Consider the following 21,084-nt stretch of genomic DNA (forward strand, 5'->3'; position numbering starts at 1 on the left):
GCCCGTGCTCGACTACGACAAGGAGGCCGACGCCTACGACGCCACCCGCGGCGGCGAGCCCAGGGCCGCCGCGGCCGCCGACGCCGTACTCGGCCTGATCCCCGCCGGCACCCGGCGCCTCCTCGACGTGGCCTGCGGCACCGGCATCGTCACCCGCAGGCTCGCCGCCGCCCGCCCCGGGACCCGGGTCACGGGCGCCGACCTGACGTACGGCATGGCCAGCATGGCCGCCGTACGGCTGCCCGGCGCGGTGGTGCTGGCCGACAGCCGCGCGCTGCCGTTCCCCGACGGTGTCTTCGACGCGGTCACCAGCGTGTGGCTGCTGCACCTCCTGGACCGGCCCGAGGACGTCCGGGCCGTGGTCGCCGAGTGCGCCCGGGTCCTGAGACCCGGCGGGGTGTACGTCACGACCGTCGACAAGGCCGCCGCCCACGACGTCGGCAGCGACATCGACGCCGTCCTCGCCCCGCGCCCGCGCCGCCCGGCCCCGGACGCGGCGTCGCTCGTCGAGTCGTACGCCGCCGCCCATCTCCTGCACCCGGCCGGCCAGGCCCGCTTCCCCGGCCTCGGTCAGGGCCGCAGCCCCCGGCGCACGGCCGCCGACCTGCGGCGCGGCTGGTTCACCCTGCTGCCGCCCGGCGATCCGGTCACCGAACGGTTCGCCCAGCGCATCGAGGAGCTGCCCGGCCAGGAACTCCCGCGCCCCGAGCCGGTGTTCAGCCTCCGGGCGTTCCGGAAGGCCGGCTGAAGTCCATCGTCCAGTTGGTCACCCAGGTCGCGCCGCCGTCGACGGAGAACGCCTGCTCCCAGTGGGCCCCGGTCGGCGAGACGTCCGCCCACACGAACCGCACCCGCACGTCCTTGCCGTCACAGGTGTCCTCGCCGTGGAATTCGCCGCGCCCGCCCTCGAACCGCCCGACCACCGGCGGGTACAGCTTCCCGCTGTGGCTCGCGGCCCAGTTCAGCGACCACAGCCCGGTCTCCCGGTCGAAGAGCCGCAGCGTGGCGCCCTTCGCTCCGAGGTGCGGCATGTCGATCTCGTCGACGTTCGCCGCCCCGTCGAACAGCGGCCGGCAGTGGCTTGTCGCCGGGAACTCCTCCCAATCGCTGTCCGGGTCCAGGAAGTCGGTGCGGCGGCGATGGGCGACCTCCCACTCGCCGTGGAAGAAGTCGAAGTCGTGCGGGCTGCTCATGAGCGCTCCCCGGTGGTTCCTTCGGACAAGGAGTCGGCCAAATAGGAGGCCAGGTCCGGGACTTCGGGGACGAGCAGGTGCCGTACCCAGGCGTCCCGCTCGTGCAGGATCGGAGGCAGTTCGAAGACGCAGCCGATCCAGGGCAGTTCGGGCCTGATGAAGTGGGTCGGATCGTCGTCGGGGCAGCCCAGCACCGGCTGGCCCGCCGACGCGCCGCGGAAGTGCAGGACGTTGTCCCAGACCCAGCTGTACGCGTTCAGATAGGCGCCGTCGTCGTTGCCGCGGTGCAGCACCACGAAGGTCGCGGGCGGAGTGCCGTCCGGCTCCGGCAGCAGCTCCGGGAGGATCTCGTACGCCGCCTTCTCGACGTCGGGCGCGATGCCGGCCGGGTCGGCGGTGACGTGGTAGCGCTTGACGTGCCGCCCGGCGACCTCGATCGGCGGGAGCACGGTGAGGAGTTTCTCGGTGAAGCCCATGGCAGGACGCTAGGACCGCTTCACTGACATCCACTGTCAGTGAAGTCTGCGAAGGTGGGGAAGTGAGGTCCAGCCGTCTCGTCTCGATCCTGCTCCTGCTCCAGACCCGGGGCCGGATGACCGCAGCCCAGCTCGCCGAGGAGCTGGAGGTCTCCGTGCGCACGGTCTACCGGGACGTCGAGGCGCTGAGCTCGGCCGGTGTCCCGCTGTACGGCGACGCGGGCCACGCCGGTGGATACCGCCTGCTCGACGGTTACCGCACCCGGCTGACCGGCCTCACCGAGGCCGAGGCCGAGGCCATCTTCCTGGCCGGGGCTCCGGGGCCCGCCGCCGAACTGGGCCTGGGTCCGGTCCTCGCCGCCGCGCAGCTGAAGGTGCGGGCGGCGCTGCCTGCCCCGCTGCGGGCGCACGCGGACCGGATCAGCGGACGCTTTCACCTCGACGCGCCCGGCTGGTACGCGCAGGGCGAGGAGGCGCCGTATCTGCCGGCGGTGGCGGAGGCGGTATGGAACAACCGGATCCTGGATGTCGTATACCGCCGCTGGCGTGAGCCGACCGACGTCCGGCGCCGTCTGGAGCCGTACGGGCTGGTCTCGAAGGCGGGTCGCTGGTACGTGGTCGCCGGTCCGGGGCCGCGCACCTTCCGCGTCGACCAGATCCTCGAACTCACCACATCTGAAGACGAGTTCGTCCGCCCCGAGGACTTCGACCTGGTGGCCTACTGGACGGCCTACCAGCGGGACTTCCACGAACGGCTCCACCGGGGCGAGGCGGTCGTACGCCTGGCACCGGGCGTGCGGCTGCCGAGGGCCGTGCCCGAGCGCACGGACTCCCGGGGCTGGACCGTCGCCCGGGTCCCCGTCGAGTCGGTGGAGCACGCGCATGGCGAATTCCTGCGCCTGGGGACCGGCATCGAGGTCCTGCAACCCCCCGAACTGCGGGAACGCATGGCCCGGACGATCGCCGAACTGGCCGAAAGGTACGGCAACCCGACCTCCGCGAGCGGCGACTGAGTGGGCGGAACCCGTCCGTCCCCACCGCTTCGGAGGTTCACCCCGTGCAGCACCCGCACCCGCACCTGCCCCCGCACCCGCATCTGCCTTCCCACCGCAGACGCCGAGTCCTCCTCTCGGCGACGACCGCCGCCGTGGCCCTTCTGGCCGCCGGTCTGACCGCCCTGTCGCCGGGCACGGCCGAGGCCGCCACCGCCCGCCAGGTCGAGAAGCTCGACCGGGGTGTCGTCAGCGTGCACACCAGCAGCGGCAACCTGGTCAGCTGGCGCTGGCTCGGCACCGACCCGAACGACGTGTCCTTCAACGTCTACCGCGCCGGCACGAAGGTCAACTCGGCCCCGGTCACCGGCTCCACGAACTACTTCCACTCCGGCGCGCCCGCCGAGGCCGACTACACGGTCCGCGCGGTCGTCGGCGGGGTCGAGCAGGCCGACTCGGTGCACGCGGTCCAACTGCGCGCCGGCTACAAGGACGTGCCGATCAGCCCGCCGGCCGGCGGCACGACCCCCGACGGAGTCGCCTACACCTACGAGGCCAACGACGCGTCCGTGGCCGACCTCGACGGCGACGGGGCACTGGACTTCGTCCTCAAATGGCAGCCGACCAACGCCAAGGACAACTCCCAGTCCGGCTACACCGGCAACACGATCCTCGACGGCGTGAAGCTCGACGGCACCCGGCTGTGGCGGATCGACCTGGGCCGCAACATCCGCTCCGGCGCGCACTACACACAGTTCCAGGCATACGACTACGACGGCGACGGCAGGGCCGAGGTCGCCATGAAGACGGCGGACGGCACGGTCGACGGCACCGGCGCGGTGATCGGCAGCGCGTCGGCCGACCACCGCAACTCCAGCGGCTACGTCCTGTCCGGCCCCGAGTACCTGACCATGTTCAACGGGCAGACCGGCAGGGCGATGCAGAGCGTCGACTACGTCCCGGCCCGCGGCACGGTGTCGTCGTGGGGCGACTCCTACGGCAACCGCGTCGACCGCTTCCTCGCGGGGACGGCCTACCTGGACGGCGCCCGTCCCTCGCTGATCATGGCCCGCGGCTACTACACCCGTACCGTGATCGCGGCCTGGGACTGGCGGGGCGGCGCCTTCACCCGCCGCTGGACCTTCGACACCAACTCCTCGACCAACAGCGGCAAGGGCTACGACGGTCAGGGCTCGCACAGTCTGTCCGTCGGGGACGTCGACCACGACGGCAGGGACGAGATCGTCTACGGCGCGATGGCGGTCGACGACAACGGCAACGGACTGTGGACCACGAGGACGGGGCACGGCGACGCGCAGCACCTGGGCGACCTGGACCCGTCCCACGCGGGCCTGGAGTACTTCAAGGTCTCCGAGTCGACGTCCCAGCCGGCGGAGCTGTACATCGACCCGGCGAACGGCACCGTGAACTGGAAGCTGGCCGCGTGCTGCGACAACGGGCGGGGTGTCGCCGGTGACATCTGGGCCGGCAACGACGGCGCGGAGGTCTGGTCGGCCTCCGACACCTCGATCCGCGACGAGGCGGGCGCGACCAAGGGCCGCGAGCCGTCCTCGGTGAACTTCCTGTCCTGGTGGGACGGTGACACGGTTCGCGAACTCCTGGACGGCACCCACATCGACAAGTACGGCACGGCATCGGACACCCGCCTGCTGACCGGCGCGTCGGTCCACTCCAACAACAGCACGAAGGCGACCCCGTCGCTGTCCGGCGACATCCTGGGCGACTGGCGCGAGGAGGTCGTCTGGCCGACCTCGGACAACAGGGCCCTGCGGATCTACTCGACCCCGATCGAGACGACCACGAAGATCACCACGCTCCTCCACGACACGATGTACCGCACGGGCCTGGCCTGGCAAAATACCGCCTACAACCAGCCCCCGCACCCGAGCTTCTTCATCGGCAACGGGATGGCCGCGGCGCCGCGGCCGGCGGTGTACACGCCGTGACATGAGCGACAGGGCGGCTGCGGACAGCCGCCCTGTCGTCCGGTCAGGCCACCGTGCAGGCCTGGTCACCCAGCTTGAACGCGGTCGGCTTCCCGTTCGTCCCCGACCAGCTCCCCGTGAAGCCGAAGCTCACCGACGAGCCCGCCGCCACGTTGGCGTTCCAGCCGACGTTCCTCGCCGTGACCGTCGAGCCCGACTGGGCGGTCTCGGAGTTCCAGGCCTGGGAGACGGTCTGGCCGTTCGGGAAGGACCAGCCGAGTGACCAGCCGCTCCAGGCACTCGAGCCCGTGTTGCTCAGCTGGACGTCCGCCTGGAAACCGCCCGACCACTGGTTGGTGATCTTGTACGTCACCGCGCAGGCGCCCGTCGGGGTCGGGTCGGTCGGATCCGTCGGATCGGTCCCGCCACCGCCGCCACTCGTGTCGGAGGTGTCTCCGTAGATCACGCCCCGTCCGTTGGTCGAGACGTACACCCGGCCGTACACCCGCGGATCACCGGTGATCGCCGCGCCGGTCCAACCCCACTGGTGGGCATCGTCGTTGATGCGGGTCCAGCTCGCGCCCTTGTCCGTGGAACGGAAGATGCCGCGGACCCCGCCGATCTTCGCGCTGGTGTAGAGGGTCTGGTACGACGCCCCCGTCGCCGCCTTCCCGAAGCCGATCGCGTCGGCCTGGTCGACGTTCGACAGCCTGGTCCAGCTCGTGCCGCCGTTCGTCGAGTGCCACAGACCGTACGCCCCGTCGCTCGCCCCGCCCGCGAGCCAGACGTCACCCTTCACCCCGGGCAGCGCCTTGAAGCGCACGGTGTCACCGCTCGGCAGTCCCGTCGCCGCGGACGCCGTGAAGCTCGCGCCGCCGTTCGTACTGACGTAGAACTTCCCGGACTTGAAGCCGTAGAAGGTCTGCGGGTCGACCCGGTCCGACTCGACGATCGCGCCCGCCGGGATGCCGCTCGACGCCGACCAGGACGAACCGAAGCCCGTCGTGTACTGCACCCCGGTACCGTCCGGACTCCACACGAACCGGCTGCCGTCGGCCGCCGCGGCCACCGTGCCGCCGCCGCTCACCCCCGAAGGGTCGCTCCCCGCGAACCAGTTGGCCCCGTTGTCCGTCGAGAACGCGATGTGCGGGCCCGAGTCCAGATTGCCGGCCCGCACGACCGTGTTCGGGTTGGTCTCGGCGAAGTCCAGACTCGTGGTCGTGGTGAAGTTGGGGGAGGTGAACATCATCGAGGGGACCTTGGTGAGGTCCGTGTGCCGGAAGCCACCGACGTCACCGAGCGCGCTCAGCAGCGGGGCGCCCGAGGGCGGTGAGGCGAGGTCGTTGACCGCGGTCTCCTCCAGTCCCTGCACCATCGGCTTGATGGTGAACTGACCGCCGGAGTCCCAGTTCGTGAGGTTCTCCGTGCCGTAGACCGTCGCGCCCGTCCCGTACATCATGCGGTTCGAGTCGAACGGGTCGATCTCCAACGACTCGGTCATCCAGCCGAGTTTGGGCGTCTGCTCGGGCGGCGACGGATTCGCCCCCCACGTCAGCCACGGCGATGACGAGACGTCCATCGTGTAGCGGTTCGCGCGGTTGGGGTACGACGTGTAGTCCCACGCCTTCGTCCAGGTCGCCCCGCTGTCCGTGGAACGGAAGATCTGGGTGTCCGGCCACCAGGAGCTGTAGGCGGTGGCCATGACCGTGCCGGGTTTCTGCCGGTCCACCGTCAGTCCGCTGAAGCCGTAGTAGGTGTCGGCCTCCGCCACCGGGCTGATGTTCGTCCAGGTGCCGGTCGCCGTCGCGTACCGCCACAGCCGGCCCTTGCCGCCGTCGTACGGGCCGCCCTTGTCGCTGTAGGCGAGATACAGATGGCCGTTCACCGTGTCCAGGACGCCCTTGTGCGCCAGGTATCCCGTCGGCTGCCCGGCGAGCCTGCTCCAGGTCGCGCCGCCGTCCGTCGACCGGTAGACCGAGTTCTGGAGATCGGCCACCCCGACGTAGACCGTCTGCGTCGCACTGTCCGACGTGCCCGTCCGCTCGTCGAAGGTGACCCAGACGATCCCCTGGTTGTCACTGGCGTAGCCGCTGGTGTCGCTCGGGTCCTGTTGGTAGTTGCCCACGTTGGGGAAGTTCGCCACCTGCGACCACGTCACGCCCGAGTCGGTGGACCGCCACAGCCCCTTGCCGCTCGGCGCGCCCAGATACAGCACGCTGTTCTTGTTCGGGTCGACGGCGAGCCGCTCGCCCATGCCCCGACCCGGCATGTTCCCGCCGAGCTTGAAGGGCAGCACCGTCCTCTGCCAGCTGGCACCCCGGTCGGACGACCGCATGACCGCGCCGTTCTTCGGATCCCAGCTGTTGGTATACGTTCCCACGGCCGCGTACACCTTGTTCGGATCCACCGGGTCGGAGGCCAGGCCGACCACGCCGGTGTGCCCCCAGTCGTCCCAGCCGACCGAGTCCAGCAGCGGCGTCCAGGTCTTCGACGACTCCTGCCAGCGATAGGCCCCACCGATGTCCGTGCGGGCGTAGGCGAGGTTCTTCTCCTTGCGGTTGAAGACGATGCCCGGCACGAAACCGCCGCCGTCGATCCGGGCGTTCTTCCAGGTGTACGTGTCGGCGGCGAGCGAGACCTTCGCGGTGCCGTCGGCCGCCAGTGCGGGTGGGGTGCCGGCGAGCAGCCCGGCCGCGAGCGCGAGCACGGCCGTCAGGATGCGGGTTCTTCGCACGGGAGGTTCCTTTCCCGAGTGGGGGCAAGCGCTTTCTACGTGGTGCGAGAGTTGCCGGGCGACCCCCAGTGCGGGAGGGGGCCGCCCGGCCGTTTCGGCCCCGCCGTCCGGTGGCGGAGCCTTATACGCGGAGCCTTCGAGCGCTCCGGGGAGGGAACGGTGCCTGGTGCGCCCCGTCAGGGGCGCGGGGAACTGCGCGACGAGCCACAAAGGACCCGCAGTCGGCAACGGTCCCACCCGCGGAGCGCCCGGCGGGGGCTGCTATTCGAGAAGCTCCGCGTACGACCCCATGGCCAGGGCGATGTCCGCCTGGGCCCAGAACCGGTGATACGTGAACGACGGCACCGCGCCGCCCTTCAGATAGGCCTCGATCTTCGACCAGGCCGGGTCGTCCTCGTAGAACGACCGGATGGACTCGAAGGTCGACGACGAGTTGATCGCGTCACCGTTCGGCATGGTCCCGGTCCAGCCGCTCGGGATGTACACCGAGTCGTCGAACCGGTTGTAGTCCGCTCGGTTCTCCGGCACCGCGATGCCCAGGCTGTCCTGGTAGTTGTTCCACATGCCGTCCAGGAGTGCCTTCGCCGTCGTCTTCGCCGCCGTGTCGCCCGACTTGGCGGCGTAGTAGCTCAGGGTCTTGGCGTACGCGGCGGCCACGCCGACGTCGTTGGTGTAGTCGGCGACGGTGACGTGAAGTCCGCTGTTGGCGCCGGGACTTGACGCGTTCCAGGTGTCGGGCTGGCCCGACCACTGGAGGGTGGAGGGGATCTGGTAGGTGCCGTCGGGGTTGATCGTGGTCTTGGACAGCGCCCACTTGACCCACTTGTCGAGGACCGCCTTGGCCTGCGCGTTCCCGGTCTGCTGGTAGTACTCGGCGACCCGCTCCATCGACCATGCCTGGAAGCCGAACCACTGGTTGGACGGCGGGTCGTGGTAGACGGGCTGCTGGTCGTAGTACATGCCGTAGAAGGTCGACTTGCCGGCCGGGGGAGTGGCGTAGCGGCCCGCCCAGCTGTTGGTCGCACCGCCCGCGATGGCGCCCTCGTCGGACTGCAGCCAGCGGTAGAACTCCAGCTGCCGGGTCAGCGAGGTGTTCCAGTCCGCCGCGCCCGTGGCCGACTTGGGCTTCAGGTCGGCGTAGGAGCTCAGCGCGTACGCGGCCATCGGGTTCTGGTAGCCGCCGTGCGCGTGGCTGGAGCCGATGCGCCAGGCCCAGCCCGCCGAGGTGTCGGTGGCACCGCCCCAGGCGTAGTACCAGGACAGCAGGTACATCGAGGAGTTCTTGCCGCTGCCGGCCGGGCAGGTGGACGGCCCGACACAGTTGCCGATCTTCTTGAAGTACTTGTCGTACATCGCGTAGCGCAGGTAGTCGCCCATCTTCGCGGCCTTGCCCACGGTCGCCGAGACGTCCGAGCCCTTGCCCTGCTGCTTCGCCCAGATGTCGGCCCAGTACGCGGCCTGCACCGCGCGCGCGTCGGCGTCCGGGGCGTTGGTGAACTTCCACTGCTTGGCATAGGAGGCGTCACCGGTGAAGAGGTCCAGGTAGCCGTTCTTGCCGCCGTACTTGAACTGGTCGCAGGTCGGCTGCGGAACCGTCTCCCACACCGACTCCTGCGCGCCGCGCTGGAAGGTGTTGATGTACGACGGTCCGGTGTCGGTGGGTCCCGCCTCGCACTTGCCGGGCGAGTTGCCGTAGCCATAGACGTTGTCGACGTCCTGCAGCCAGTGCATACCGTAGACGTCGTCCGTGCCGTACGCGGACTTCAGCTCACCGGCGATCGGATCCGAGCCCACCGACACCCCGGTGTCCAGCTTCGCCGGGTACTCGTTGGGGGTGTCCAGCTCGGGCGCGTAGGTGGCCGGCTTGGAGGCGTTGTAGAAGGAGTTGGTGGGCTGGTCGGTGTGCGTGGGGATCATGTACTTCTCCATGATGTCCCAGGCGCCGTTGAACTTGGACCAGTCGCCCGTCACCTTGCCGTACATGGCCTGGAGCCACAGGAGGTAGCTGTACGCCTCCGAGGTGGTCTCGTGGCCGTGGTCCGGCGCCTCGACGATCAGCGTCTCGACCGAGTGGTACGGGATGCCCTCGGGGGAGAAGTAGCCGTTCGCCGGGTTGGTGATCTTGCCGTACAGATCCAGGAAGCGGGCGTTGTACGTGCCCGTCGCCGCGATCTGCGTGACCGTCACCGAGGCCTTCGCGTGTCCGGTCGCCGTCGACTCGAAGGTCGCCGCGCCCGTGCCGGAGGCGTTGGCCGTGATGGTCACGGTCTGCGCGGTGTTCCAGTTCGACGGGGTGAAGGTGAGCGAGGCCCCACCGGTCACCGAGAGACCCGAGTTGCCGCTCGTGCGGGCGGTCGTGACGGTCACGTTGGCCGAGGGCTGCGTGGACAGCTTCACGGTGTAGGTGCCCGTCTTGCCCTGCTGGACGGCCAGTTGGGTGGCCGAGGCGACGACCGCGGGACCCGAGGCGACCGTGATGCCGACCGGCGTCGACTCACCGGACGCGCCCAGGCTGTCGTAGGCCTTGGCCAGCAGCGAATGACTGCCCACGGTCAAGCTTGAGACCGAGAGCGAGTACGGCGCCGTCGTGTCGGTACCGAGCAGCGTGGTGTTGTCGTAGAACTCCACCTTGCTGATGGTCGCGTTGTCCGCGGCGGCGGCCGTCGCGGCGAGCGGGACCGCGTTGCCCTGGGTGTAGACCGCGCCGGCTGCCGGGCTGGTCAGCACGGTGATCGGCGGCTGGTGGGCGCCGGTGCAACTGGTGCCGTTGATCGCGAAGTTGGTCGGGGCCGCGTTGGTGCCGCTGTAGCTGAACTGCGCGCCGGTGGAGACGGCCGCGCCCGCGGCGATGTTCGCGTTGTACGAGACACTGTTGACCGTGACCGTCTGGCCGGACTGGGACCAGGTGCCGTTCCAGCCGTTGCTCAGCTTCTGGTTGCCCGTGTAGCCGTACGTGAGGGTCCAGCCGTTGATGGCGTCCGTGCCGCGGTTGGTGATGGTCAGGTCCGCGGTGAAGCCGGAGCCCCAGTCGTTGGTCTTGTAGTCGACACTGCACTGAACTGCAGCTGCTTGTGCGGGAGTTGAAGCCGCACTCAGCATCGCGAACGGCAGTGCCATGGCCGCCACGACAGCGGTCCACAATCGCCGGACGGCCCGGCGTCTCCTGGTGGGGGGCATTGCTGGTTCCTCCTTGTGCGGCTCGGAGAAGTCAAGGCTTGAACCAGTGGGAGCGCTCCCATAGTGGAGACGAGCATTCAAGGGGTCAAGATGCTTGAAGAGTCGAAAAGATTCGACGAATGGGGCGCCGGAAAAGACAAGTGACGCCTCTGTTCTTTGCCGTCACTTGGCGCTACCTTCCTTGACACCAGTGGGAGCGATTCCATCAGTCGACGCGTCCGTCACGGCGCGCTGATCTGCAAGGAGTCGCTCATGCGACACCCCCCGCGTTCAGTACTTTTAGCCGTTGTCGGCGCGGTCGCCCTTGTCGGGACCGTGACGGTGCCGGTGGTCACGGCGTCGGGCGCCACGCCTGCCTGCTCGGTGGAGTACTCCGTCACCGGACAGTGGGACGGCGGCTTCCAGGGCTCCGTGAACATCACCAACAACACGGCCGCCGTGAGCAGTTGGAGTCTCACCTTCGACTTCGCCGACGGCCGGCAGCTCCGCCAGGGCTGGAACGCGATATGGTCCCAGTCCGGTACGACGGTCACCGCGGCCAACGAGAGCTACAACGGCTCTCTGGCCACCGGAGCGAGCGTCAGCGCCGGATTCATCGCGTCCCGGTCGTCCGGTGACGCCGTTCCGACCTCGTTCAAGCTCAACGGCACCACCTGCAACACGGACGTCGAGCCCTCGCCCACGCCCGGGCCGACGGACCCCGCCGAGGACGCACCCCCCGCTCTCCGCGTCTCCGGCAACAAGCTCGTGGACTCCGCCGGCACCACCCGCCGGCTGCTCGGCGTGAACCGGTCCGGTGGCGAGTTCATGTGCGTCCAGGGCCGGGGCATCTTCGACGGACCGGTCGACGACGCCTCCGTGAAGGCGATCGCCGACTGGAAGGCCAACACGGTCCGCATTCCGCTCAACGAGGAGTGCTGGCTCGGCCTCGCCAACATCAACCCGGCCTACGCCGGGGCGAACTACATCAACGCCGTCAAGGACCTGGTCGCCAAGGTCAAGGCGCACGGCATGACCCCCGTGGTCGAGCTCCACTGGACCTACGGGCAGTACACCGGCAACTCCGCCGGTTGCTCCGACGTGCACGCAAGCTGCCAGAAACCGATGCCCGACATGCGGTACACGCCGTCCTTCTGGGCGTCGGTGGCGAACACGTTCAAGAGCGACCGCACGGTCGTCTTCGACCTGTTCAACGAGCCCTACCCGGACCGCGCCACCGCCACGACCACCCAGGCGTGGCAGTGCTGGCGGGACGGCGGCAGCTGCCCGGGCATCGGGTACGAGGTCGCCGGTATGCAGGATCTCGTCGACAGCGTCCGGGGCACCGGCGCCACCAACCTGATCCTGGCCGGAGGCATCGCCTATTCGAACGACCTCAGCCAGTGGCTGACGTACAGGCCGGCCGACCCGGCGGGCAATCTCGCCGCCGCCTGGCACGTGTACAACTTCAACTCCTGCTCCGACGTGAGCTGCTGGAACTCCACGCTCGCCCCGGTGGCCGCTCAGGTCCCCCTCGTGGCAGGGGAGATCGGCGAGAACACCTGCGCGCACGGATTCATCGACCAGGTCATGAAGTGGTTCGACGACCGCGGCCTGTCGTATCTGGGCTGGACCTGGAACACCTGGGACTGCTCCTCCGGACCGTCCCTGATCAGCGGCTACGACGGCACACCCACAGCGTTCGGCACCGGGCTGCGTGACCGTCTGCGCGCCCTGAACGGATAGCGCCCGTCCGCTCCACCGCACAGCACCCGCTCAACGGACAACACCCGCGATTGAGAAGGAAACCCGCACTCATGAGTCGTACGAGAACAGCGCTCCTCGCTGCCCTTGCGCTCGTCGCCGGGGCCTCCGGGACCGCGCTCGCCGTGGCCCCCGGGGACGCAGGCATCGCCGCCGTCCCCTGCACCGTGGACTACAAGGTGCAGAACCAGTGGGACACCGGCTTCACCACCGCCGTCACCATCACCAACAACAGCGCCGCCAAGTCGAGTTGGTCGCTGAAGTGGTCGTACGCCGGAAACCAGAAGGTCACCGGCTTCTGGAACTCCAAGATCAGCCAGAGCGGGACGGCCGTCACCGCCACCAACGAGACCTACAACGGCACACTGGCCACCGGCGGTTCGGTCAGCTTCGGCTTCCAGGGCAGCTACAGCGGCACCAACGCCGTCCCGACCACCTTCACCCTGGACGGGGTGACCTGCAACGTCGACGGCGGCGGCCCCACCGACCCGGGCCCGACCGACCCCGGCACCCCTGGCACCCGGGTCGACAACCCGTACACGGGCGCCAAGGTGTACGTGAACCCCGAGTGGTCCGCCAACGCCGCCGCCGAGCCGGGCGGCAGCCGCATCGCCAACCAGCCCACCGGCGTGTGGCTGGACCGGACCGCCGCGATCAACGGCACCGGCGGCAAGATGGGCCTGCGCGCCCATCTCGACGAGGCGCTCAAGCAGAAGGGCTCGGGAGAGCTCGTCGTCCAGCTGGTCATCTACAACCTGCCCGGACGCGACTGCTCGGCCCTCGCCTCCAACGGCGAACTCGGCCCGACGGAGATCGACAAGTACAAGACCCAGTACATCGACCCGATCAAGGCGATCCTCGCCGACCCCAAGTACGCCTCGCTGCGGATCGTCAACACGATCGAGATCGACTCACTGCCGAACCTCGTCACCAACGTCACACCGCGGGCCACCGCCACCGCGAACTGCGACACGATGAAGGCCAACGGCAACTACGTCAAGGGCGTGGGCTACGCGCTCAACAAGCTCGGTGACGTCCCCAACGTCTACAACTACGTGGACGCCGGACACCACGGCTGGCTCGGCTGGGACGACAACTTCTCCGCGACCGTCCAGATCATCAAGCAGGCGGCCACCGCCGAGGGCGCCACGATCAACGACGTGCAGGGCTTCATCACCAACACCGCCAACTACAGCGCCCTGAAGGAGCAGTACTTCACCATCAACGACTCCGTGGGCGGCAAGTCCGTGCGCGAGTCCAAGTGGGTCGACTGGAACCGGTACACCGACGAGCTCTCCTACGCCCAGGCGTTCCGGCAGGAGGCGGTGAACCAGGGCTTCGCCTCGGGCGTCGGCATGCTGATCGACACCTCCCGCAACGGCTGGGGCGGCACGGCCCGGCCCACCGGTCCCGGTGCCACCACGGACGTGGACACCTACGTCAACGGCGGGCGGATCGACCGGCGCATCCACGTCGGCAACTGGTGCAACCAGTCGGGAGCCGGTCTCGGTGAGCGTCCCAAGGCCTCCCCGGCCGCGGGGATCGACGCGTACGTCTGGATCAAGCCTCCGGGTGAGTCCGACGGCGCCAGCAGCGCGATCCCGAACGACGAGGGCAAGGGCTTCGACCGGATGTGCGACCCGACGTACACCGGCAACCCGCGGAACAACAACAACATGTCCGGTGCGCTGCCGAACGCTCCGCTGTCGGGGCACTGGTTCTCGGCGCAGTTCCAGCAGCTGATGCAGAACGCGTACCCGGCGCTCTGAGGAAATGCGGGGTGCTGCGCGATGTCGGCCGCGAGTCCGTTGCGGCTGGTCGCGCAGTTCCCCGCGCTCCGGAGAACACGCCCCCCGGGGTCCGGTCAGTTCTCTTGGGCCAGGCCCCGGCGGATCGCGAACTCCACCGCTGAATAGTCGCCGTCGGGGCGGTGCAACTCGTACTGCTCCGCCGGCAGCAGCGGAGGCTGCGCCATGAAGCGGGGGTTCGTGCCGTGGTGGGGCTGGGCGGCGTGAACCAGGAACGGGTGGCAGAGGTAGACGTCGCCCGGGCTGCCCGTGGCGTGGGCGAGCGGGCGGTGGGCCGAGGCCTTGTCCACCTGCGGGCCCAACTCCAGGAAGCAAGCGCCCTGTTCGCCGTACGGCTCCAGGACCGGCGGTACGTCGAGATGGGAGCCCACCCGGATCCGGGTCGGGGCGTCGGCCTCCGTGACCTCGCTGAACAGGAACAGCATCAGCAGGGCGCGGTCCCTGGAGCGCAGGTTGGTGTGGTACATGCCGGGCGCGGCGCCCTCGGGGAGGTAGCTGCCCTCGATGTGCCAGCCCGCGTCGTCCGGTTCCTCGGCGTGCGGAAACCGCAAGGGGAACGTGCCCAGTGAGTAGCGGGGCTGCCAGCGGTTCCCGCCCACCAGCAGGTCGAACGCCTCATGCAGGGCCGGGGAGTTCGCGGCCGCCGCGAACGGGCCCTGGGCCATGCCGGGCACCCGGACCACCGGGTCCTTCCAGGAGGCCGGGTCCTCGCGGTCGTAGCCCGTCTCCCGCCACAGCAGGGACGCGCAGTGCTGGGCGACCCGGGGCGGGAAGGCGCCCTCGATCCTCACGAATCCGTCCTCGAGGAAGCGCTCCACCAGTTCGTCGTCCATGGGGGTCATCGTGGGGGACCGGCCGGGGTGGGCGCATCCCATTTTCTTTGCGTCCGTTTTGCCATGCATTTTGCCGTGGTGGCAACATCGCTGGCTTCCTCGCGGTGCGTCGGTGCACGCTGACAGCCTCCCGGGGAGAGGCTGACACCATGGCGCACGATCACGGCAAGCACGTCCACGGACACGGTGGCCACGACCACGACCACACCGACATCGACTGGTCCCGGATGGCCGAGCATCTCGAGACCCAGGCCGAGCTGTTCACCCCCCTGTACGAGCGGGCCCTGGCCTGGCTCGGGCACAAGCAGACCGAGCCGGGGCTGATCGTCGACGCGGGCAGTGGGCCCGGGGTGCTGTCCTGTCTGCTCGCCGAGGCGTTCCCCGGGGCCCGGGTGGTCGCCGTCGACGGGGCCGAGCCGTTGCTGGAGCGGGCCCAGGCGCGCGCCGGGCGGCTCGGTGTCGCCGACCGCTTCGGGACCCTCACCGGTGAACTTCCGGGCATCCTCGACGACTTGGACTACCCCGTCGACCTGCTCTGGGCCAGCCGCAGCCTGCACCACCTGGGGGACCAGCGGGCCGGGATCGCCGCGTTCGCCTCGCGGCTGGCGCGCGGCGGGACGCTGGCGTTGATGGAGGGCGGGCTGCCCGCGCGTTTCCTGCCCCGGGACATCGGGATCGGCCGGCCGGGGCTCCAGGCACGGCTCGACGCGCTGGAGGAGGAGTGGTTCGCGCAGATGCGGGCGGGGCTCGCCGACTCCGTCGCCGAGGTCGAGGACTGGCCCGCGCTGATGGCCTCCGCAGGGCTGCGGCACACCGGTACGCGCAGCTTCCTGCTGGACCTGCCGGCACCGACCACGGACCGGGCCCGCACCTACGTCGCCGCGTCGCTCGGGCGGCTGCGGGAGGTCTTCGACGAGCAGCTGGACGCGGACGACCGTGACAGCCTCGACCGGCTGCTCGATCCCGAGGACGCGGTGAGCGTGCATCGGCGGGCGGACGTGTTCGTGCTGGCCGCGCACACGGTGCACACCGCTGTGCGGACCGGTTGAGGACGCCTGCGGATGCGCCGCCTCAAGGGACGCGGACGTACTCGGTGATCAAGGTGCCCTGGACGTGCCGGACACGGACGGGTGTGAAGCGGTCGGCCAGTACCCGTCGTTTCGTTCTCTCCTGAGGTGTCTCGTCCAGGGGTTGACCCGCTGGATCACTGACGGCGACGATCCGTTCCGTCGCCAGCATCCGGGCGCGGATCGCCGGGGCGGAGGCCTCCCTGCCGTACAGCGTTCCCGACTCCGCCGGGCCGAGGTCCAGGGCCACGTCGCGCAGTCGCCGGACCGAGTCCGGGTCGGCCAGTGACCACACGCGGCGACGAGAGGGCAGGTAGAGGACGCAGTCCGCGCGTGTGGTGCTCAGCGCTCGTGCGACGGCGGTGGCGTCGTCGGTACGGCTCTGCGGGGTGCGCAGCTGGAGGGCGACCGGCAGCAGCGCGAGCAGCGCGGCCGCGGCGAGGGCGAGGGCCCGGTTCCGGCCGAGGCGGTCGAGGACCGCGCCGATCAGGAGGGCCGTGCCCGCGTGGCCGTAGAGGACATAGCGGTCCACGTAGAGGGGCTTGAGCGGGGTCAGCAGGAGCAGGGTCAGCGCGGGCAGGACCGTCAGGGGCAGGGCCAGGCGGGGCAGGAGGGTGCCCCGGAGCGGGACGGCGCAGGCCAGGGCCAGTGCGCTCATCGCGGCGAAACCCAGCAGCGCGCCCGCGTCCGGGCCGCCGATCCACGACACCTGGTCCGACTGGCGCGTGCTCAGCACGGCCAGGGGAGCCATGCCGGCGCAGACCGCGAGGCCCACGCGCAGGGCGGGGCGGCGGGCCGGGCGCCGCAGGGCCGCCAGCTGCCCGGGCAGCGCCAGCACCGCGAACTCGTGCAGCAGACACGCGGTGAGCAGGACCGTGCCGTACGCCGTCCAGGCGCCGGGCGTGCGACGGTCCGCCGCCCGCAGCAGCAGATACGTCGCCCAGACGACCAGCGCACAGACCACGGCGTAGGAGCGGCCCTCCTGCGCGTACCGCTGGACCGGCGGCAGCACCGAGAAGGCGAGGCCGGCCAGCAGGCCCGCGCGCGGTCCGGCGAGGCGCCGGCCCAGCAGGGCGAGCGCGGCGGCCGCCGCCGCGGTCGCCAGGACCGACGGCAGCCGGAGCACGAGCAAGGGGTCCGCCCCGCCGAACAGCCGGAACAGGGCGTGCATGAACAGGTAGTACAGGCCGTGCACGGCGTCGGCGTCGCCCAGCGCCCGCCACAGGTCGGGCAGGGAGCGCCCGGCCATGTCGTACGTCACCACCTCGTCCCGCCAGATGCTGCCGCCGCGCCGGATGCCCCACAGACCGAGGACGAGCGAGAGGGCGGCAGGGCACAGCGCGTGCCAGGGGAGCGCGGCGCGCGCGGGTCCGGACGGCGAGGATGGCAACCGGACCCGCCGCTGCAGGGGTCCTGGTGAGTGTGTGGTGGCGATGGCTGACTCCGGTGCGAGGCGGAAGCGCGGGGCCCGAGGAGCGGGCGTGCACCGACGAGTTCAGAGGCCGGCGGATTGTTGGGCAGCCCCGAACCGGCGTGCCCATCAATTCGCGGGAGCGGTTGTCGGCGTCCGGGGCGGCCGTGAACGAGGGGGGAGATGCGCATGGGGCGCAGGGAGAAGCCGCTTGATCCGGGGGCGGGGGTCGTGCAGCGCTTCGCGTACGAGCTGCGCAAGCTGCGCGACGAGGCGGGCGCCCCGACCTACCGCGCCATGGCAGCCAGGGCCGGCTATTCGGCGCCCACCCTCTCCGCCGCCGCGGCCGGAGAACGGCTGCCGACCCTCGCGGTGCTCCTCGCCTACGTCACCGCGTGCGGAGGCGATCCGGTTGAGTGGGAGGGGCGCTGGCGGGAGGCTTCCGCCGAGTCGGCCGCCGCGCGGGTCGGCGAGGAGGGCGAGGACGAGGACAGTCCCTATCCCGGACTCGCCCGCTTCGAGACGGGGGACGGAGAGCACTTCCACGGCCGAGACGAGCTGATCGCCGAACTCGCCGCACTCACCGGCCGGAAGAGGGTCGTGGCGGTCGTCGGGGCCAGCGGAAGCGGCAAGTCGTCGCTGCTGCGGGCGGGTCTGATACCCGCGCTGCGGGAAACCCCGCCGCACACGAGCCCCGGCCTCGCCGCCATCCGTCTCCTCACCCCCGGCCCCCACCCCCTCCGCACCCACCGGGCCCTCTTCACCCCGCACAACGGCCCGGGCGACACCCTCCTCGTCGTCGACCAGTTCGAGGAGATCTTCACGCTCTGCGCCGACACCGGTGAACGCGCCGCATTCATCGAGGAGTTGCTCACCGCGACGGACCCGGCGTCGCGGCTGCGCACGGTGATCGCCGTCCGGGCCGACTTCTACGGCCGGTGCGCCGAACACGGGCCGCTCGCCGAGGCGTTGCTCGACTCCACGCTGCTCGTCGGACCGATGCCGCCGAGCGCGCTCCGGGAGGCCGTGGTCCGTCCGGCCGCCGCCCGAAGGCTGGTCGTGGAACGGGCGTTGACCGCGCGGATCGTGGCGGACGTGGCCGGTGAACCGGGCGGACTGCCGCTGATGGCCCACGCGCTGCGGGAGGTCTGGCGCAGACGCACCGGCAAGACGCTCACCCTCGCCGCCTACGAGGCCGTCGGAGGGGTCCACGGCGCCGTCGCACACACCGCGGAGGCCGTGCACGACCGGTGCACCCCGGCCGAGGCCGCCGCACTGCGCCGCCTGCTGCTGCGGATGGTGCACCCCGGTGACGGCACCGAGGACACCCGGCGGCCGGTGGACCGCGCGGAACTCGACGCGGACGCGACGACGGCCCGCGTCCTGGAACTCCTCGTCCGCAACCGGCTGCTGACGGTCGACGGCGGCACCGTCGACCTCGCCCACGAGGCGCTCCTGGGCGCCTGGCCCCGGCTGCGCGGCTGGCTGGACGAGGACCGCGAACGGCTGCGCCTGCACCGCGCGCTCACCGAAGCGGTCCTCATCTGGGACGCGTTGGGGCGAGACCCGGGCGCCCTCTACCGGGGTACGCGGCTGACACGGGCTCGCGAGACCTTCGGCGGTGGCGTCGGCGAGGGTGGCGGCGGTGTCCGTGGCGACGGCGGCGATCGTGGCGAGGGTGGCGGCGGTGTCCGTGGCGACGGCGGCGATCGTGGCGACGGCGGTGGCACCGGTGAACTGAACCGGCTCGAACGCGACTTCCTGGCCGCGAGCGTCGGGGCGTACGAACAAGGCCGCCGTGCCGCGACCCGTGCCGCCCGCCGACTGCGTGCCCTGACCGGGGCGCTCGCCGTTCTGCTGGTGCTCGCCGTGGTCGCGGGCGCGGCCGCCTGGCGGCAGAGCGGGATCAGCGCACGGCAGCGCGACGAGGCCGAGGCCCGCCGGGCCGCCGCCCTCGTGGACACGGTGCGCGAGGGCGACCCGCGCACCGCGATGCGGCTGGCCCTGGCCGCGTGGCGGACCGCGGACCTGCCCGAGACCCGGCAGGCCCTGCGCACCGCCGCCGCACAGAGCGAACGGGACGTGTTCACCGAGCCCGAGGAGGGCGACGCCCTGGCCCTGAACGCGCCCTCCTGGCTCAGCCGCGACGGAAGGATCCTGACGACGGTGGTGCGCGACAAGGTCGTCCAGTGGGACGTACCGGGACACCGCCGACTGAGGTCGGTGAAGATCAAGGGGGTGTCCGAGTGGGTGACCGACGTCAGCGAGGACGGCCGGTTCGTCGCCCGGATGGCTCCCGAGGGCACCGGTCTGCTGGTCGACGGGCTCGCGGACGGAAGGACGTACCGGCTGCCGATCGGCTCGTGGCGGGACACCGACGTGGCGTTCGCGCAGGACGGGCGCAGCCTGCTCGTACGGCGCCTGGTCCACGGCGCGACCGACTCGCGGGCCACACTGGAGATGTGGGACGTGACGCGGCAGCGGATGCGTTTGCGGTACGAACGCGGCAGCGACGACGGCGCGTTGCCCGCGCAGAGCCCCGACGGCCGCTACCTCGCCTGGTGCACGGACCACGGCGGGCGGCTGCGCGTCCTCGACACCCGTGAGCCGCGCCCCGCCCTCACCACGGTGCCCGCCGCCACCGGCGGTGCCCTGTGCCGGAGCGACGAACTCGCCTTCACCGCCGACAGCAGGGGCGTGGCCGCCAGTACCGACGCGGGGATCGTGACCTGGGACCTGCGGACCGGACGCGAACGGCCCCGGCTGCCCCTGACCGGCAGCGGGTACCTGAGGTTCGCCGACGACTACGCCCTGACCTGGACCCCGGGCGGCATCGCGCTGTGGCGCCCCGGCCTGCCGGACCCCGCCGACGACAGCGGGCGCGAGCCCCTGCTCACCTTCCCGGTCGCGTCGTCGGCGGTGGGAGACCTGCGGCTGGACCTCGACGCGGGCGTGCTGCGCTACCGCGAACAGGGGCGGACCAGTTCGGTGCACACCCTCTCGCTCCAGGGACTGACGGGCACCGCCTGGCGGGACCGGGCCGCGCGGGACGCCGCCTTCGACGGGCGTGGCCGGCCGGTGCGGGCCAGAGAGGCACCGGTCGTGGGCCGGGAGTCCACCGTCACCGTGGACCCGACCGGCCGCACCGCGCTGACCTCACAGGGGACGCTCGTCAGCGTCACCACGGGCAAACGGCCCGAGGGCGGCAAGGGCGGCAAGGGCGTCAAGGGGGAGGACTACCTCACGGAGGGCGCCTTCAGCCCGGACGGCCGTCGCCTCGCCGTCGCCGACGTCCGCGGCCGCGTCACCCTGTGGGACGCGCACAGCTGGCGCAGGCTGGCCGTGCTGCGCGGCGGCGGCTCCAACCGGCACGAACCGGCGCTCGGCTTCTCCGCCGACGGCTCGCTGGTGGCCGCGAGCGACCCCGACGGCTCGGTGGACGTGTGGGAGACGGCCACGCCCGCTCTGCCGCCCGCGACCCTCCCGGCCGGGGACGTTCCGACGCTCGCCCTCGGATTCGCCCCGGACGGCACCGAGTTGCACATCGCCACTCCCCATCTCGCCGACAGGACGGCTGCGTTGTCCCCGGACCTGTCCGCGCGGGCGGTGTGCGCCAGGGTGTCGAGAGGTCTGTCGGCGGCGGAGTGGCGGCGCTGGTTCCCCTCGGCCGACCACCGCCGCACCTGCGGCACTTGACTTCGAGA

13 protein-coding genes are annotated in these 21,084 nt (G+C 70.9%); 7 read left to right on the plus strand and 6 right to left on the minus strand.

Going from position 1 to position 21,084, the window contains the following annotated elements:
- Positions 1–4 precede the first annotated feature (4 nt).
- Positions 5–748 carry a class I SAM-dependent methyltransferase gene (locus IOD14_RS13240; protein WP_212670320.1) on the plus strand — a complete coding sequence of 248 codons (744 nt, stop codon included), beginning with the start codon at positions 5–7 and terminating at the stop codon, positions 746–748.
- Here the strand turns inward: IOD14_RS13240 and IOD14_RS13245 are convergent.
- Both IOD14_RS13245 and IOD14_RS13250 read right to left on the minus strand, forming a co-directional pair.
- A complete protein-coding gene (locus IOD14_RS13245) occupies positions 717–1,193 on the minus strand; it encodes a hypothetical protein (protein ID WP_212670321.1) in 477 nt (158 codons plus the stop codon). The two genes, IOD14_RS13240 and IOD14_RS13245, sit on opposite strands and share 32 nt — an antisense overlap.
- Complete coding sequence (locus IOD14_RS13250; protein WP_123994367.1) at positions 1,190–1,669, minus strand: hypothetical protein; 480 nt, start codon at positions 1,667–1,669, stop codon at positions 1,190–1,192. Before IOD14_RS13250 ends, IOD14_RS13245 begins: the two co-directional genes overlap by 4 nt.
- A 62-nt stretch (positions 1,670–1,731) precedes the next feature.
- Here IOD14_RS13250 and IOD14_RS13255 point away from each other — a divergent pair, with 62 nt between their 5' ends.
- Complete coding sequence (locus IOD14_RS13255) at positions 1,732–2,682, plus strand: YafY family protein (protein ID WP_212670322.1); 951 nt, start codon at positions 1,732–1,734, stop codon at positions 2,680–2,682.
- Between the two features lie 83 nt (positions 2,683–2,765).
- Complete coding sequence (locus IOD14_RS13260) at positions 2,766–4,628, plus strand: rhamnogalacturonan lyase (RefSeq protein WP_212673263.1); 1,863 nt, start codon at positions 2,766–2,768, stop codon at positions 4,626–4,628.
- A 43-nt stretch (positions 4,629–4,671) separates the two neighbouring features.
- Here the strand turns inward: IOD14_RS13260 and IOD14_RS13265 are convergent, their stop codons facing one another.
- Both IOD14_RS13265 and IOD14_RS13270 read right to left on the minus strand, forming a co-directional pair.
- On the minus strand, positions 4,672–7,341 hold the full coding sequence (locus IOD14_RS13265) for a cellulose binding domain-containing protein (protein ID WP_212670323.1): 2,670 nt from the start codon (positions 7,339–7,341) through the stop codon (positions 4,672–4,674).
- A 261-nt stretch (positions 7,342–7,602) separates the two neighbouring features.
- Positions 7,603–10,518, minus strand: a complete 2,916-nt coding sequence (locus IOD14_RS13270; RefSeq protein ID WP_123994364.1) for a glycoside hydrolase family 48 protein — start codon at positions 10,516–10,518, stop codon at positions 7,603–7,605.
- A 252-nt stretch (positions 10,519–10,770) separates the two neighbouring features.
- On the opposite strand from IOD14_RS13270, the gene IOD14_RS13275 reads away from it, so the two are divergent.
- On the plus strand, positions 10,771–12,243 hold the full coding sequence (locus IOD14_RS13275) for a cellulase family glycosylhydrolase (protein ID WP_174269398.1): 1,473 nt from the start codon (positions 10,771–10,773) through the stop codon (positions 12,241–12,243).
- A gap of 71 nt (positions 12,244–12,314) precedes the next feature.
- The gene (locus IOD14_RS13280) at positions 12,315–14,030 is read left to right on the plus strand and encodes a glycoside hydrolase family 6 protein (protein WP_123994362.1); all 1,716 of its coding nucleotides are present in this window, start codon (positions 12,315–12,317) and stop codon (positions 14,028–14,030) included.
- Positions 14,031–14,125: 95 nt separating this feature from the next.
- Here IOD14_RS13280 and IOD14_RS13285 read toward each other — a convergent pair whose 3' ends face one another.
- Entirely contained in the window at positions 14,126–14,902 is a 777-nt protein-coding gene (locus tag IOD14_RS13285; RefSeq protein ID WP_174269397.1) for a phytanoyl-CoA dioxygenase family protein, read from the minus strand.
- Positions 14,903–15,051: 149 nt separating this feature from the next.
- On the opposite strand from IOD14_RS13285, the gene IOD14_RS13290 reads away from it, so the two are divergent.
- Positions 15,052–15,951 (plus strand): class I SAM-dependent methyltransferase, encoded by a 900-nt coding sequence (locus IOD14_RS13290; protein ID WP_212670324.1) that lies wholly within the window; start codon positions 15,052–15,054, stop codon positions 15,949–15,951.
- 22 nt (positions 15,952–15,973) lie between these two features.
- On the opposite strand, the gene IOD14_RS13295 is transcribed toward IOD14_RS13290, so the two are convergent.
- On the minus strand, positions 15,974–17,359 hold the full coding sequence (locus tag IOD14_RS13295; protein WP_249125908.1) for a glycosyltransferase family 39 protein: 1,386 nt from the start codon (positions 17,357–17,359) through the stop codon (positions 15,974–15,976).
- Positions 17,360–17,569: 210 nt separating this feature from the next.
- Here IOD14_RS13295 and IOD14_RS13300 point away from each other — a divergent pair, with 210 nt between their 5' ends.
- Entirely contained in the window at positions 17,570–21,076 is a 3,507-nt protein-coding gene (locus tag IOD14_RS13300; RefSeq protein ID WP_212670325.1) for a PD40 domain-containing protein, read from the plus strand.
- The last annotated feature ends 8 nt before the right edge of the window (positions 21,077–21,084 follow it).

It is taken from the genome of Streptomyces sp. A2-16, from assembly GCF_018128905.1.
Classification (GTDB): Bacteria; Actinomycetota; Actinomycetes; order Streptomycetales; family Streptomycetaceae; genus Streptomyces.